This window comes from Mucilaginibacter sp. PAMB04274 (assembly GCF_039634385.2).
Taxonomy (GTDB): Bacteria; Bacteroidota; Bacteroidia; order Sphingobacteriales; family Sphingobacteriaceae; genus Mucilaginibacter.
The window spans coordinates 341,649-357,991 of the sequence record NZ_CP155081.2 but is presented as its reverse complement, the minus strand read 5'-3'; the positions used below and the strand labels follow the sequence as shown (position 1 = coordinate 357,991).

Here is a 16,343-nt window from a genome sequence, read left to right as displayed (position 1 = left end):
AGCAAAGGTATATACTCGGCTCGGAGATAGTTTAATTTAAATGTCATTTGTAACTGGTTGAATTGTCATGTATAGTACAAAACACGTCAATTCTACACTTTATATGGAAACTGGAGACGTAAGCCTAATGTATTTACGATAACACAAATCAAAAATGATCAAAGGGTAAGTAAAAAATTGTACCGTGCAGGTGTTAAGAATGAAATTAAAAGTTAAGCCCTATAGGAAAGTCCACGTAAAACTTACAGCTTTTTCTTTCATCGCTTTCAAACCAAACACTACCACCGTGCGACTCCATAATTGATCTAACAACCCACATGTCCAATCCAACCGGCTCTTCGCCATTGGCAACAGCCTCGGCAGGCTTATGAAATAACACTGGCTGCAGCTTTTTAGGTATACCGCTACCATTATTTTCAACAGTTATGGTAACTGAGTTTTCCAGCTGCTCCATATGTACTTTAATTAATCCATCATCACGCGTTAACGTAATGGCGTTTGACATAAGTTTATTGATCACCTGCAAAAGCTTTGAATGATCTACTTGAGCAAAAATTTTATCGTGCGAGCATGTAAATTCAAATTTAGTTGAAAGACTGTTTGGTGATTGAATGAAGATATCCATGACCTGCCTAACTTCCTGCACCAGATCAAGCCTTTCCTTGTTTAACACAACCTTTGTTGTATCTAGCGGCTCGGTGCTAAGCAGGTTCTTAATCATCTCCAAATTCTTCTTCGAAACGTCTCTGATCATTTTAAGCCACTCATGCACTTGCGTATGATCTTCCGCCGGCAACTCGGCACCAATAGCCGACGCCAGTGTACTTATAATGCCAATTGGACCGCGCAAATCATGTGATAAAATTCCCATCACAGAGTCCTTCCATTCGTTCACTTTCTGCATGTTTGAAAAGCCGGCTTTTCTTGGCGTATCATCTTCGGCTATTGCAAATACAAAAGCGGTGTCGTTACCGTCCAGCACCGGATATATCTTTAGTCTTATCCACCTTTCTACCTTATCGGGCCGTAAAATTCTGAAATTGATTAATGCTTTGGACTGCCTTTTGCCTGCAGCTATATACTCCGATTTAACATAGTCAACATCATCGGGATGCACGATGTTGAGCAGCATGGAGGGATTATTGATAACCTCCTGGCAACTCAATTTAGTAACGTACTCAAAAGCGTTATTTATGAATTCAAAGCGATTGCCCTGGTAATCATAAATAAAGTAAACCTCATCTGCCTGCTCAGCTACTTTTTTTAAAAAGTCAATATCAACACGTTCCATCTTATATGACTAAATTAACGAAAAAGGCAAGACTGGTTGTATAACTTAGTGAAATTGCTATTTATGGGTAGCGCTACATCAGCTAAAAAAGACCTTACTTATAAGCCCGGGATAATTCAATGAAAGTTACAACGTGAAACCGTTACAAATGTTTGATATTCAGCAAGTGGCATTATGGCATAAAAAAAGGCGGTTGGACATTCAGTCAACCGCCTTTCGTATACAAATTAATTCCTTTTAAAAGTCGAATTTCACATAGGTACGCAGACCCAATTTTGGTGCATTAGGATTATCCAGGTAAGAGAAACGACGTACCAGATCTAACCGGAGCACTTTAAAGATGTTACCCACACCAATACTGCCCTCCATGTAAGGCCCATTGCTAAGCGAATAAGTAGTAGCCTGCCCTAAGTTATTGGTTGGAAAACGCAACAGCGATGGATCACGAGCCGGGTTGTTCTCGCTGCGGACACCGCCCCATAAGCTTTTAAAGTTCACTACTTCACGCAGCTTTAATTTACGCAAAAGCGGCACTTTGTTAAACAGAAAGCCATTGAAATTATGATCTATAGTGATACTGGCGTAGTGGTCGCTTACAAACTCCTGAAAGTTCATTAAGTTGAACGATTGGAACTGAAATGCGTAGCTCTGGTTTGCACGGTGTATATCAAGCAGCGGGAAAGGCACTTTGCCAAACAGGTAGCCACCTTCGGTGCTTACATCGGTAAAGCCCAGCTGCGACAGGTAAAAGCGCTTGCTGATGTTACCCGACAAATTTTGGTAATCATAATCGCCACCCAAAAAACCTTTTAACCCTTGGGTGTAACGCAAGGTATAAACCGGGTATTTGTCAGGTATAGGTGTGCGGTACAGTTTACCCTGATAAAATTTCTCGTGCGGTGCGTAGCGTAACTGTGCCGAAAGTTCAGTGGTGTGAATAAGGTTCACATTGTTTAAAGCGCCATTGGGCAGCAAGTTCTGAAACTCCAATGCACCAGCAGGGCTTTGATTCCACTTTTTAAAACCAATGGCATACGAGAAGTGGTTAAGATATTCCTTCACGTAATCCAGCCTTAATATATCGTTGTATAACCACTGATCGTTAGCGCCGCGTTTAAAGGATAACAAGAAGTTGCTTTCCTGTACAAACTCCAGTTCCTGACCGGGTACTTTTGTATCATGCTGAAAGCTGGCGCGGATGTAGTTTTGCGGAAATGAGTAGATAGATTTATTGTTGAGCGAATAGGTAGAGCTTAAAAAGTATTTAAACTTTTGATCGCGTGTGCCATAAGCGCCATAGGTTTCAAAATAATAGCGTTTGCTCAGCGCGGTTGTTGTGCGGCCACCTATACGTGCACGGAAACCTTCAACCGGGTTAAAGCTGTAAAAAGTATTAACCGGACCCATCTCAAACGGACCAAAATTTTTGTAGCCAGCTAAAACCAGTGTAGCAATATCCATAGTGCGTTTAAACGATGGTATGGTTTGCAGGCTATCAATGTTCTTGTACAGGTTAGATGCAACGGCATCCAGCGAGTCGGGACGGCTGTTTGTCCAATAATGATCGTCCTTGTCATCAAATTTTGATGCATAAACCAACGCCGGGCCATCATAAACCTCTTTTGGCCGTGGCTGGTTGATGGCAAAGTTTTTAATGGTCACTAAACGCTCGCCATAAACACCAGTGCCTTTATTTTTATTGATGCCGAACTCAATTTTCAAATTGCTTTGGCTCATGTGGTAACGTCCATCTGCATTTTTTTCGAACGAAAGCGTGGCCTGCATCTGGCGTACAAAGTTCAGGTCAATATTTTTGTTTACCGTAAGTACCGCGTTCTGAACGGCATAGTTGCCATCCATAGTGATATAGATCTTACCCTCAAATAATTTATTAATGGTATTACGCGGGGTAAAGCTCAATTCAATCAGGTTGGGCAAATGATCTTTAATAGTATCGGTAATAAAGAACTTATAATAGTTGGGCGAATGGTCGGCTATAGGGCTTAACAGTTGGTTGCTCAGTAAGGATACATTGTTATCATAAATGTTTATATCCTGGTACATGCGGTTAAAGTAGGTGGTGAGGCCCTGGTTATCTACAAACGTTTCGTCATATTTAACCTGTTTATTGGCTTCAACCACCTGCTTTTGCGCAAAAGGAACTTTACGGTAATAGTTGTCCGTAAGTTTCTCTTCCATATATAAAGGCAGCAATGTTTTACCGCCAATGGCAGTTGAATCCTGCTGGCGAAACAAAAACTGGTAATTTTTAAAGATGCGTTTGTTTTTAAACTGGTCGCTCAGGTTACTGAGCGAAAACACCATACGCTCGTACTGGCGGTACTCGGCATAGTTATAACTCTCGAGCTGATTTTGCTTTTTGTGGGCAATTACCTGGTATATCAGCTCAACAGCCGGGTTGTTTTTATTAGTATACTTTTTCTTTTTAGATGATTTTACAACCACATCACTTAGCTGGCGGCTGTCACTGGCTAAAGCAATGTTAATGGTTTGCTCCTTGCCAGCTTCTATATTTTTAAAAACAGTTTTATAACCCACATAAGTAACCCTGATCTGGTCAAACTTATCATTGGTTCGCAAGGTATAGTGGCCATTATTATCAGTTGGTACACCTTGTGTACTGCCGGCAAAGTTTACCGTAACATAGGGTAACGCCTCTTTAGTTTTGGCATCGGTAATGATACCTTTTACCACCGTGCCTTGCGCATGCAAGGCATTAAAGGCACCGGTGAGGATGACGAGTGTAAGTAATATATTAGTAAAGAATTTCATGACGCGAGTATTGATAATGCAAAGTTGTTCGATGCTGAGATGCTGCACCTTAACATTTGTTAGAAAATGTTATTGATATTTGTCAAGAGCTGCAGAGGCGGAGAAGTACCGCAGCAAGGCCGACAATTCTATCTGGAGTTAGCATAACGTTTAGATTGAACGCTGCAAAGTTGCATTGCAGACCGTTATGTTTGCAATACCGCCGTGCTGGTATTACAATTGGATTATAATATCCTTACATTTGGCTTACATTTGCAGGTAACCTTTTAACAAGTAGTAAATAATTTTACCAAATTAGCAACATCATATAATCACCAACCATTCAACTTACATGTTCGAGCCGCTTTTCCAATACATTGAAAACTATTCGTCCATGACGCTTACCAAAGAGGATCAACAATTAATTCAGGATGCCTTTAAACACAAGCGGCTACGCAAAAAACAATACTATTTACAGGAAGGCGATATAAGTAAATATATTGGCTTTGTGATAAAAGGCGCCCTGCGCATGTACTCGGTAGACCAGAAAGGACATGAGCATATTGTACGCTTTGGTGTAGAGAACTGGTGGATGGGCGATTACGAGAGCTTCAACATGCTTACCCCTACCAAATTTAATATAGACGCGGTTGAAGATTCGGATCTGTTACTGGTTACCAACCCCCAAATACAAGAGCTACAGGCAAAAGTACCGGCCGTAGCAGCCATGGTACGCATGCTTGATCAACGCAGCAACATTGCTACCCAAAACCGCATACATGCCGCCATCAGTTTAACCGCCGAGGAGCGCTACCAGCATTTACAGGACACCTACCCCGGCTTTTTACAGCGCTTTCCGCAAAACATGATCGCCTCTTACCTGGGCATTTCGCCCGAAACGCTGAGTCGCATACGCAAGCATAGTATAGTCAATAAAAAGGTGGGGTGATGTTACTTGTAGCACGAACACAACACCCGGTTAGTTGCAACAGTGTTTCTTTCGCTGAAAAATGCTACCGCTATTTATAACCGTTGACAAATGTCAATTGCGTTTTTTGCTATATATCATGCGCCGGCCGGCTGCTGTAGCGCACCTTTGTGAGGTTACTTCATTGCACTAACACAAATGAAAAAGAACATCACCATACAATACGGCGGTAAAAATGCTAAGGTAGATCAGTTACTGGTTAACCGTTTATTACCGCATAGTTCGTTCAACAGCGTTGGCCCTTTTGTATTTTTAGATCATATTTACCCTACTGTATTGGCGCCGGAGATACCTTTGCCACCTAACGGGTCTTTTGCCCACCCGCACAGGGGAATAGCCACTTTTAGCTATTTACTAAGCGGCGCGCTGGAGCATTTCGACAGTCAGGGCAATCATGGCATTATCCAATCGGGCGGAGCACAGTGGATGAAGGCCGGTAATGGCATTTTGCATGATGAGCAGCGCAGTGCGGCTTTTCAACAACAAGGCGGCTTGTTTCACGGTATGCAATTTTGGATAAATTTGCCGGCCAAAAACAAAGCTGAAGCGCCCGAGTACAAAGCTCTACAACCAGCCGATATACCAGAGACTGCCCTGCCTGACGATGCCGGAACCCTACGTGTGGTGATAGGCGTATGCGGGGTAGAGCAATCGTCTGTAAAAACTTATACTAAGCAATTTATTTATCATATTAAGCTTAATCCCAAATCGAATTTCACTATGCCTACCAAGGCCGATTTTGAGTACGCTGCCTTTATACCGGCCAATGAGGTAAAAATAAATGATACCTTAAGCGGCAAAAGTGAATTGCTTATTTTTGATCGCAGTGATGAAAATATTGAACTTTATAATCCGGGGATCACACCGGCCGACATCATCCTGTTTGGCGGTGAGCCTTATTTAGAGCCTATGGTATCCAAAGGCCCGTTCGTGATGAATACACCGGCCGAAATAGCACAGGCCTATGACGATTTTTTTGAAGGCAAATACGGCCGGATAGAATACCCTGTTAACTGATAATGCATAAATAATACAACACCTACTCAACCTTACCTATATGTTCACCAAACTCACTCTTTTAAGCACTTTAATGGCAATTGCCGCTTTAAGCCTCGCCCAAAGCCGTACTGCCCAGCCGCCAGTTGCACGGTTCAGTGACAGCGTAATTATTAAAGTACACCCTTCTTACGATAGTGTGAGTGGCATTCACCGCTGGCTGTTTGGTGAAAATTACCGTAAGGAGTGGGCTACGCCAGTTAAATTGCCACTTATTAAAGTATCTGAAGTTTACGGCGGTTTAAAGCCCTTACGTGAGGGTGGTGGCATGCAATCTAAATCATTGCGCCTGGTAGATAAGCAAGGCAAGGAATGGGTGATACGCAGCGTAGAGAAAACGCCTGAAAAGATTTTGCCGCCTAATTTTAAAGGCACTTTTGCGGTAGATTGGATTGATGATGCGCTGAGCAGTCAGCACCCATTTTCGGCACTGGTAGTGCCACCCTTGGCCGATGCGGCAGGCGTACCGCATGCCAACCCAATTATTGGTGTTATGGCGCCCGATGCTGCTTTAGGTGAGTATAGCAAAGTTTTTAACGGCTTGGTAGTATTATTAGAAGAACGCGAACCTACGGGCAAATCAGACAATACGATAAAAATGATGCGGGAACTGAAGGAGGATAATGATACCCGCTTTAATTCCGAGCAATTTGTACGTGCCCGTATGCTGGACTTACTGCTGGCCGACTGGGACCGCCATGAGGACCAGTGGCGCTGGGGGTATGAAAAGAAAGGCAACCAAAAAGTGTATTACGCTGTACCGCGAGACCGCGACCAGGTGTTTCACTTAAGCGAAGGCATAGCCCCAAGCCTGGCAGCCCTGCCTTGGATCAACCCAACACTCGATCACTTCGATGGTGATATTCCCAGGGTGCAGTACTCCATTTTTAAAACCCGCTTTATACAGCCCTATCCTGATGGACAGATTAGCTACGCAGACTGGATGCGCCTGGCCAACGAGTTTGTAAAAGTCGAGACAGATGCCGTACTGGAAGCCGGCCTTAAAAGACTGCCGCCCGAAATGTACAAGCTGCGCCATGATGAACTGTTAGCAAAACTGAAACAACGCCGCAATAATATTCCTGCGGCTATGGATAAATACTACCGCTTCATTAACGAAACCGTAGACCTGCGTACCACAGATAAGAACGAACGGATCAATATAACCGATGCCCCCAACAAAGGCATGCGGGTGCAGATTTTAAAATCAGGCAAAAGCGGTAACGTTAAGGATGCTGCTTTGCTGGATATGGTTTACAATCCGGCCATAACACGTGAGATAAGACTGTATGTAGAGGGTGGTAATGACGAGGTAGTGGTAAACAACAGTGCATCGCCCATTAAACTGCGAATTATTGGCACCAGCGGACGTAAAAATTATAACGTGACGGAATCGGCTGGCAGTGTGAAGGTATACGGTTTAAAAGACAATGTAACCATACACGATAATGCGGCCCGGGTAAGCAGCCACTTATCAAATGATACTTCAAACACCCGCTTTGTTCAAAACAATCCATACAACGTATGGATGCCACTGGCAACCGCAGCTATTAATGCAGATGATGGTTTTTTATTAGGGCTGGGCTTTAAGCATACCCGCCGCGAAGGCTTTCGTAAACTACCTTATGCCAGTGTACAGCAATTACTGATTACACACTCTTTTGCAACAGAAGCTTTCCGTATACGCTATAACGGTGAATGGATTGATGCCTTTGGCAGGGCAGATTTTACCCTAAATGCCTTTGCCCAGGCACCAGATAATACGCTTAACTTTTTTGGCCGTGGTAACCAAACCGTTCTGAACAAATTTGATGGCTACCGCCGCTATTATCGCACGCGTTATGACACCTACCAGATTGATCCGGCCCTACGCTGGCATACCGGCGACGGAACCACCATTAGTGCAGGTCCGTCAATTCAATTTTTCCATTTGGATTTAAGCGATAACACGGGTCGTTTTATCAGTAACAGTCGCCTTATTAACTCGTATGACAGCGCTACTGTTAATAAAGACAAAGCACATGTAGGTTTACTGGTAAACTTTATCAGCAACCGACGCAATAATAACCTGCTACCCAGTAAGGGCTATTACCTTAACGTAACGCTGCAAGGCTATACCGGGCTAAACGAGTATAGCAGGTCTTTCATCCAGATTAAGCCCGAGTTTACTTATTACCAGAAACTAAACGCCAGCGGTTCCATTGTCGTATCAAACCGTGTGGGTGGTGGTGTAAGTATTGGCAAACCTGCCTTTTACCAGTCCATGTTTTTAGGCGGGCAAGGCAACTTGTTGGGCTATCTGCAAAACCGTTTTGCGGGCGATCACATGGTGTACAATAATCTGCAGGCCCGTGCTAAATTGTTTGATATTGCCAGTTATGTACTCCCGGGCCAACTAGGTATTACCGGCTTTTATGACGCAGGCCGCGTTTGGGTAAAAGGTGAAAGCTCTGATCAATGGCACACTGGTACCGGCGGCGGGCTGTACTTTTCGCCTGCCTCCTTAACCATATTTCAGTTACTGGCCGGGCACTCCAAGGAGGGTTGGTATCCCTACATTTCTCTAAACTTCAGGCTGTAAGTAGTACTGTTGTTAAATATAAGTAAACTTTCGGGGTGTTTTGCCGCCATATGCGGTGGCTAACTAACGCCGTGCTTTTATTTTGATTAATTTTGCTCAACTTATCATTAAGATATATGGGCATCGAGCAATTCGAAAATAATCCTTTTCAGCTTTGCATCTCTTTTCACCTGCTTATTGAGCACCTGGAAAAAGTTGCGAACGAAGAAAGCGGTTATGCTTCCGAGCGAGCCCAAGCCCTGCTCAAAGAAATTGAACCCTACCCTGAGCTTAGGGACGGCATTAATGATGATAAGCAACTCCAAAAAGATTTACCTGTAATCAGGAATCTGCTGGCCGATTTGTTTCCACCGGCTTTAACCAACAATGAGATTAAGGCCGTAACTATACCCTTTCATAGCTTACTGTTTAACCGTACGCAACGGTTAAAGAATATCATGAAAGGCGCCGGTGACCAGTTCGACGTTACTATCCGCGATTTTGATGAGCACCAGTTCTATGTGATGAGCTGCTGCCTTATCCTGAACGAACTTTATAATACACACCTTGACTTCGGCAAGCCGATGTTTTACGATATTCCTACAGCTGAGGGCATTATAAAACATTACCGCATTTTGTACAATGCCGATTTTTTAGATATCATTCCTACCGAAAAATCACGTAAGCTGACAGCGCAAGAGATTGATACGCTCATCAATAATTATGATGATCTTAGCTTGTGGATGGAAATGTTCCCGCCGGGAAGTTATATTCTGAAAGGTTTTGCCATACTCAGCATGTTCGATGCTACTATTGAAAACGCTGTATCGGTACTAAAAGGCACACTGTTAACTACCCTGAACGATGTGAACGTAGAGCAGGATTTTGAATCCATCTTCCGTTCCATTTATAAGATCCCTGATCTTAACGTGGGCTTTACTGCTTTTGATCCTGAAGAAAATAAGTTTAGCAGCATTGCCAACATGCGCAAAATAAAAAGCTACATGCTGAATGACAGCCTGGAGGCGATTTGCACAGACATACTGGGACCAAAATCGTACAAAGCCATTATGGGCAAAAGCGAGTTTTTTGCCATATCTAACAGCAAGAAATTCTTTTTAGAACATCCGGATAGTGAACTGGCGCACCAGTTCCTGAAACAAAATATCCAAAGCTTTATCCTGGCGCCGGTAATGAAAGATGGCTTGTTGCTGGGTATCCTGGAACTGGCCTCGCACCGGCCTGGCGAACTGAATAGTGTGAATGCCCACAAACTGGAAGTGGTGATGCCGTTTTTGGTAAATACCATAGACAGGCAAATATCTTTCAGGCAAAACCGTATACAGGCTGTAATACAAAACGAGTACACCACCCTGCACCCGAGCGTACAATGGAAGTTCCGCAAGGAGGCACAAAAATATATTGAACGGCGCGACAATCACCGCGATTATGAACTGCGCGAAGTAGTGTTCGAAAACGTTTATCCGCTTTACGGGCAAATCGACATCAAAGGCTCTTCTGACTTGCGGAACCGCAGCACACAAAAGGATCTAAACAACCAGCTTGAAGCTGTAATCAGTATTGTGAAGCAGCTATACAGCGTTGAAAAGAAAGCAGCCGCCTACTCGCAAAAGCTACAGGAGTACAAACTTCTCACCGCTGATCTATCTGCCCTTATCCGCGCAGATGTGGAGCAGCATATCCAAAACTTTATTGAGGGAAAGGTACATCCCCTGCTGCAACGTTTTTTAGATAACGAGCAGTTTAAAGCCGAAATTGAGGATTATTTTAAACAACTGGATAAGAGCAAAGGCAGTTACTATACTTATCGCCGCAAGTATGACGATACGGTATCAACCATTAATCAAAAAATGGCTACCATGTTGGATGAAAGACAAATGGCAGCCCAAGAAATTTTTCCGCACTATTACGAGCGCTTTAAAACGGATGGTGTTGAACATAACCTGTACATTGGTGCATCCATTACGCCTAACAGGGCGTTTTTACCGGCACACTTCCATAACCTACGCTTTTGGCAGCTGCAGACCTTATGCGAAATGGAGCGTGCTCATCATCAGTACAAAGACTCGCTCCCTTACCAGCTTGATGTAACTACGCTCATTTTAGCTTATAGCACCACCTTATCCATCCGTTTTAGGATGGATGAAAAACGCTTTGATGTAGACGGCACCTACAATGCCCGTTTCGAAATCGTAAAAAAACGGATTGATAAAGCTTACATCAAAGGCACCCGCGAACGCATTACGCAGGCAGGCAAAATTGCCATTGTTTATGCCAGCGATACCGAGGAAAAAGAATACCGCGATCACATCCGGCAATTGCAGGCTAAAGGCATACTGGCCGAGCATATTGAGGATATAGAGATAGAAGATCTGCAAAGCATATCGGGTCTTAAAGCGTTGCGGGTACAAATACTGCATTATGCTCCTGTTGAAACGCCGGATGCCTTGACAAACATCAACCGCACTTTTTGATATCTGTCATAGCTTGGGGCTGTCAGTTATGGCACCTTTGTATATAACATTTATACAAAAGGCCATGAAACTTATCTCACATCTATTGCCATTAGCTTGCCCAACGCCGATCCGCTGCAGATTGCAGCAGCTCTAACGGTAGGCTTAATTTATATTAGAAGGCTGGTGCGTTAATGGCATAATTTTAAAGCTGCTGCAACTATTACGCTCTAAGCTTCGTCTTGCTGGTGTAAATATCTATTAACATCGCATGAAACTTAACCTAACATCTCTTAAAACAACAGTTTTGCTTACCGCATTTACGCTGCTTACTGCCTTTGCAGCACAAGGTCAGGATAAAATCAAAACCATAGGGAATAAGCCCCGAACCGGATCCAGCAATGCAACCTTTGCGGTGGCAAAAGGCCAACAGATTGGCGTCAAAATGAACGCTGGCAACAAACCTGTACAACTGCTCAACCTTAATTTCGGCTCCCAGAACGATAACCGCGACAGCTTGGGTTTCAAAGTTAACGTTTATGATTTTAGCAGCAATACACCCGGTGACAACCTCGTAAAACAAGACATCATTGGCTATATACCACACGGTAATAACAGGATAAATGTTGACCTTGCACCCTACAATATTAGAGCAAAAGGTGCCATACTGGTAGCCATTGAGTGGTTAACTACTCACAAAGGCTCAGAGCCTCATTTTTTTATTGGTTTATTTAACGGCGGCACCTACCGTAATGAAGGTGCCGAATGGAAAAAAATGGCAGTGGCTGGTGTAGACTTTAATATTCAAGTAAAACAGCTCCAGTAAAAGCAATTTCGTATATCAATTTGGAGCCGGACTTTATGTAAGTCTGGCTTTTTTATTTCAACGAGGCCAACACCTTATTTTCTTTTTGCGAAAACTATTTGCCTGCGCGGTGTTAAATCCATATAGCAAAACAGTGTATAAAACATTATCTATTATGGAAAACACAAGCAATCAAGACCCTCAGAAAAAGTATACCAGTGAGCCTTTTCCGGAACAGGAACAGAATGTACCCGGAACGCTGGACGAAATGCAACCCAAAGTTGATCATGGCGAGACCTCTTATAAAGGTACAGGCAAGCTGCAAGGCCGTAAAGCCATTATTACCGGTGGCGACTCGGGAATTGGCCGGGCTGTAGCCATTGCATTCGCCCGCGAAGGCGCTGATGTGCTCATAGCTTACTTAAACGAAGATAAAGACGCGCAGGATACTGCAAAATATATAGAAGAAGCAGGCAGAAAAGCGGTGCTGGTGCCCGGCGATATTAGTGAAGAAGCGCAATGCAAAAAAATTATCGACACGGCTGTTGCCGAGTTTGGCCAGATAGATATTTTGGTAAACAATGCTGCGTTCCAAATGTCGAGAGAATCATTGCAGGAAGTATCAAGCGAGGAGTGGGACCGTACGTTTAAAACCAACATTTACCCTATGTTTTACCTGTGCAAAATGGCTGAGGAACATATGAAACCCGGTAGCACGGTCATCAATACCACATCGGTTAATGCTTATAAGCCAAGGCCTACCCTTATTGCTTACGCCTCTACTAAGGGCGCTATTCAAAACTTTACGGCTAACATGGCACAATTATGGGCCGAAAAGGGCATCCGCGTAAACTGTGTAGCACCAGGCCCCATCTGGACGCCGCTCATCCCATCAACCATGAGCCCTGATGAAGTTAAATCATTTGGGCAGGATGTGCCGCTGGGCCGCGCTGGTCAGCCGGTAGAACTGGCCCCGGCCTATGTGTTACTCGCCTCCGAAGATTCGAGCTATATGACAGGTTCTACCATCCAGGTAACGGGTGGTTCTCCAACTATATAATGCGGGGTTACCGTTGCTTAGTATGGAGCGGCTGGTAAACAACCCTTAATACTGTTACTATTATTTCGAACAACAGTGAGACATGTGATCTGAAAGGATTCCTCACTGTTGTTCGAAATGACAGTTATGGTTTTATTACGATTACTTTACGCCGCTACCTCGCGCTGGTACTTGTTACGGTACTCAATAGGTGATAAGCCGGTAATGCGCTTAAAGGTAGTCCGGAAGGCTTTGGTATCGGTATAACCTACATTATACATTACTTCGTTCACGTTCTCGCGCGTGTTTTCTAAACTCATTTTGGCAGCTTCTATTTTTACACGCTGTATATACTCTATCACAGTATTGGCAGTAGCCTTTTTAAAACGCCGCTCCAAATTCCGCCGGCCTAAGGCAAACATGGAAGCTAATTGCTCTACTGTAATTTTTTCCTGATAGTTGTTCTCAATAAATTCCTGCGCTTTTTTGATCGGATCATCGGCATGATCTTTCTGCCCCTGAAAGATGATAAATGGCGATTGGCTACTACGTTCCATTTCAATAGCAAACACTTTTGAGCTCAGCACGGCCATTTCGCGGCCGGCATACTTCTCAATCAGGTATAAAATAAGATTTAGATAAGAAAACGCCCCCCCGCTTGAATAAATGCCCTGCTCGTCGGTAATGATTTTTTCGGTTACCAGCTCCACATCCGGGAACATGCGTTTAAAATCATTGGCAGCCATCCAGTGGGTCGCACATTTTTTGCCCGTAAGCAAGCCGGTTGAAGCCAGCAAAAATGCGCCCATGCACAAACTGGCCACTTCGGCGCCGTTTTGGTACTGCTTAATAATCCAGGGGATAAATTCTTTATTATTTTCTACAGCACGTGTAATCTCACCATCTAAAGCTGGGATAATAATGAGATCTGTTTTTTTCACATCCTCAAGCACCACATTGGTATTCACCGTAAATAAGCCGCCTGTAATGGGCGTAGCTTTATCTAGCCCCACCAGCTCAACCTTAAATACAGAGGCCAGCCCTTTGGCGGCAAAAAAATGATTCACTTGCGTGAGTAATTGTCTTGAGCCTTCCAGGCTTCCCAGAATAGCTCCTTTAGGTACTAAGATTGAGATGTGCTTCATGCTATCAAATCTAAGTGAAAGTATTGTCGCAATCAACCCCTTAAATTGCCGTGATTTACACCCACAGCAACCACCGGTTACCTATAACTTTGTTTTGTTGGTTAGCTAATGCACTGGCTAACTGTTACAAGGATGCGCAAATTAGTACTCTCCATAAACATCACGATGGATGGCCTGATGGCCGGCCCCCACGGTGAACTGGACTGGCACTATGCACACTGGAGTGATGAAATGGCTCTGGAAAGTAATCGCCAGTTGCAATTAATGGGTGCTATTATAGTAGGCAGGGTTACTTACGAGGCCATGGTTAGATGTTGGTCGCAGGTGGCGGTAAGTCCCTTATCGTCTGACAGTGACAGGAGCTATGCCCGCTTAATTTGCGGTTTGCCTAAAATTGTATTTTCTTACACGATGCAAGAGCTGAGCAAACCGCAATCTAAACTGGCTAAAGGCCGGCTGGTTGACGAGGTAATGTACCTGAAGCACCAAGCGGGTAAAGATATTATATCATGGGGTGGTATAAACATGGCGCATGCCTTAATTGAAGCTGACCTGGTTGATGAATACTGGCTTTGGGTAGCGCCTGTAATATTGCAAGAGGGCGTGCCTTTATTCATTAACTTGCAACGAAGGCAACGTCTCAAGCTCATTAAAATGCATGCATTTAGCAATGGTGTAACGCTATTTAAATACCAAGTATAAAACCGATTTACAAGATTATTAACACTAAATTTAAAACACATGAAACGTATTGATGCTTACCTTTTTTTTGAAGAAAACTGCCGCGAGGCTATGACCTTTTACCATGAGTGCTTTGGTGGAGAACTGTTTATGCAGTCTGTTGGCGATACACCGGCCGCCAGCCACATGCCGCCACATATGAGTAACTTTATAATGCATGCCAGCATTAAGAACGATAATGTTATCTTAATGGCGTCTGACAACTGCATGGGCCAGCCTATTGTAAAAGGCAAGGATGTAAGTCTGGCTATATCATGTAATAGTGTAGAGGAGTTGAATGATCTGTTTGCCAGGCTTTGTGCAGGTGGTAAAGTAATTAGCCAGCCCAAGCTTGAGTTTTGGGGTGATACGTTTGGCTCATTAGTAGATAAGTACGGCTTTAATTGGATGCTGTTTCACAATGCCAACCAATAGCTTTTACCTATAGAAATTAATACTTAAATTAAATAAACCTTATTGCAATTTAACTCCTAATGATATGAAGAAGATCACAATTATTTACTGGATATTAACCGGCTTGTTCGCTTTTGTAATGCTGGGCTCAGCCATACCCGATGTATTAATGATGGATTTGGCTAAGCAAGGCTTTGCCGAAATACAACTGCCGGCATACTTGCTTCCCTTTGTAGGTGTAGCAAAGGTGTTAGGCGTAATAGCCATACTGGTACCTGGCTATCCGCGTGTAAAGGAGTGGGCTTACGCCGGCTTAACTTATGATTTGCTTGGCGCCATTTACTCCGTTGCAGCATCTGGCAAACCGGCAAAAGACTGGGCACCTATGTTTGTGCTGATTGCACTGGCAGCAGGCGCCTACATCTATTACCATAAAAAGCTAAAAGCCGACATCTTAAAAAAAACCAACAACAGCCTGCCAGGCAACCAGTCAACGGCAGGCTTCGATACATCGTTTGTATAAATACTACTATATATGGTTGCTCTAGAGCAAAACACCAAGCAGCCTATATTACATACGGGCTGCGCCCAACCTTACGTAGCTATACCTGTTCAACTCACCTTAAACGAGTGGCACAAATTAGATATACTGGCAAGTGAGCTAACCAAATGGCTTAATTGCCAGCGTACGCCCGTAACCGGCCCCTTATTTTATCGATACTTAAGGGTAAATAACATAGACAAAAGCTATAGCCTCGAAGTTGGCTTTCCAATCAGTGAACCTGCGATCGGCAACGGGTATATCATCGCCGGAACAATTCCTGATGGAACTTTCGCAACTCTGGTTCATTGTGGTTACCCAAAAGGTATAGCCCACACCTATTCCTTGTTGCATAATTGGGCTGCCGGGCAAGGCATCCAGTTTAAAATGCATCATGCTGGTGAATGCGAACACTGGGCGGGCCGCTTTGAATTTCACCTTACAGAGCCGGCCGGCCAGTTTAACGGCCCAGACTGCCGCACAGCTGTCGCTTTACTCTTAGCATAGCTTTAAGCTAAAAACAGACAATTTACTGTAT

Annotated in this window: 13 protein-coding genes; 10 read left to right on the top strand and 3 right to left on the bottom strand. The window is 43.8% G+C overall.

The window, feature by feature from the left end; all coding sequences use genetic code 11:
* Positions 1-205: 205 nt before the first annotated feature.
* Together ABDD95_RS01605 and ABDD95_RS01600 are read right to left on the bottom strand one after the other, a co-directional pair.
* The gene (locus tag ABDD95_RS01605) at positions 206-1,291 is read right to left on the bottom strand and encodes a PAS domain-containing sensor histidine kinase (RefSeq protein WP_345950157.1); all 1,086 of its coding nucleotides are present in this window, start codon (positions 1,289-1,291) and stop codon (positions 206-208) included.
* Positions 1,292-1,528: 237 nt separating this feature from the next.
* On the bottom strand, positions 1,529-4,084 hold the full coding sequence (locus ABDD95_RS01600; protein WP_345950156.1) for a DUF5686 family protein: 2,556 nt from the start codon (positions 4,082-4,084) through the stop codon (positions 1,529-1,531).
* Positions 4,085-4,415: 331 nt separating this feature from the next.
* Here ABDD95_RS01600 and ABDD95_RS01595 point away from each other — a divergent pair, with 331 nt between their 5' ends.
* The 6 genes from ABDD95_RS01595 (at position 4,416) to ABDD95_RS01570 (ending at position 13,006) form a co-directional block, all read left to right on the top strand.
* Entirely contained in the window at positions 4,416-5,012 is a 597-nt protein-coding gene (locus tag ABDD95_RS01595) for a Crp/Fnr family transcriptional regulator (RefSeq protein ID WP_345950155.1), read from the top strand.
* Positions 5,013-5,189: 177 nt separating this feature from the next.
* A complete protein-coding gene (locus ABDD95_RS01590) occupies positions 5,190-6,068 on the top strand; it encodes a pirin family protein (RefSeq protein ID WP_345950154.1) in 879 nt (292 codons plus the stop codon).
* A gap of 40 nt (positions 6,069-6,108) precedes the next feature.
* Positions 6,109-8,688, top strand: a complete 2,580-nt coding sequence (locus tag ABDD95_RS01585; RefSeq protein WP_345950153.1) for a BamA/TamA family outer membrane protein — start codon at positions 6,109-6,111, stop codon at positions 8,686-8,688.
* A gap of 116 nt (positions 8,689-8,804) precedes the next feature.
* The gene (locus ABDD95_RS01580; RefSeq protein WP_345950152.1) at positions 8,805-11,162 is read left to right on the top strand and encodes a GAF domain-containing protein; all 2,358 of its coding nucleotides are present in this window, start codon (positions 8,805-8,807) and stop codon (positions 11,160-11,162) included.
* A gap of 250 nt (positions 11,163-11,412) precedes the next feature.
* The gene (locus tag ABDD95_RS01575; protein WP_345950151.1) at positions 11,413-11,967 is read left to right on the top strand and encodes a hypothetical protein; all 555 of its coding nucleotides are present in this window, start codon (positions 11,413-11,415) and stop codon (positions 11,965-11,967) included.
* Between the two features lie 154 nt (positions 11,968-12,121).
* The gene (locus ABDD95_RS01570) at positions 12,122-13,006 is read left to right on the top strand and encodes an SDR family oxidoreductase (RefSeq protein ID WP_345950150.1); all 885 of its coding nucleotides are present in this window, start codon (positions 12,122-12,124) and stop codon (positions 13,004-13,006) included.
* Positions 13,007-13,152: 146 nt separating this feature from the next.
* Here ABDD95_RS01570 and ABDD95_RS01565 read toward each other — a convergent pair whose 3' ends face one another.
* The gene (locus ABDD95_RS01565) at positions 13,153-14,130 is read right to left on the bottom strand and encodes a helix-turn-helix domain-containing protein (RefSeq protein ID WP_345950149.1); all 978 of its coding nucleotides are present in this window, start codon (positions 14,128-14,130) and stop codon (positions 13,153-13,155) included.
* A 132-nt stretch (positions 14,131-14,262) separates the two neighbouring features.
* Here ABDD95_RS01565 and ABDD95_RS01560 point away from each other — a divergent pair, with 132 nt between their 5' ends.
* The 4 genes from ABDD95_RS01560 (at position 14,263) to ABDD95_RS01545 (ending at position 16,312) form a co-directional block, all read left to right on the top strand.
* On the top strand, positions 14,263-14,832 hold the full coding sequence (locus ABDD95_RS01560; RefSeq protein WP_345950148.1) for a dihydrofolate reductase family protein: 570 nt from the start codon (positions 14,263-14,265) through the stop codon (positions 14,830-14,832).
* Between the two features lie 39 nt (positions 14,833-14,871).
* Positions 14,872-15,285, top strand: coding sequence for a VOC family protein (locus ABDD95_RS01555; RefSeq protein WP_345950147.1), 414 nt, complete (start codon positions 14,872-14,874; stop codon positions 15,283-15,285).
* Positions 15,286-15,349: 64 nt separating this feature from the next.
* Positions 15,350-15,787: a DoxX family protein gene (locus ABDD95_RS01550; protein WP_345950146.1), complete on the top strand. Its 438-nt coding sequence runs from the start codon at positions 15,350-15,352 to the stop codon at positions 15,785-15,787.
* Positions 15,788-15,799: 12 nt separating this feature from the next.
* A complete protein-coding gene (locus ABDD95_RS01545) occupies positions 15,800-16,312 on the top strand; it encodes a GyrI-like domain-containing protein (RefSeq protein ID WP_345950145.1) in 513 nt (170 codons plus the stop codon).
* Positions 16,313-16,343 lie beyond the last annotated feature (31 nt).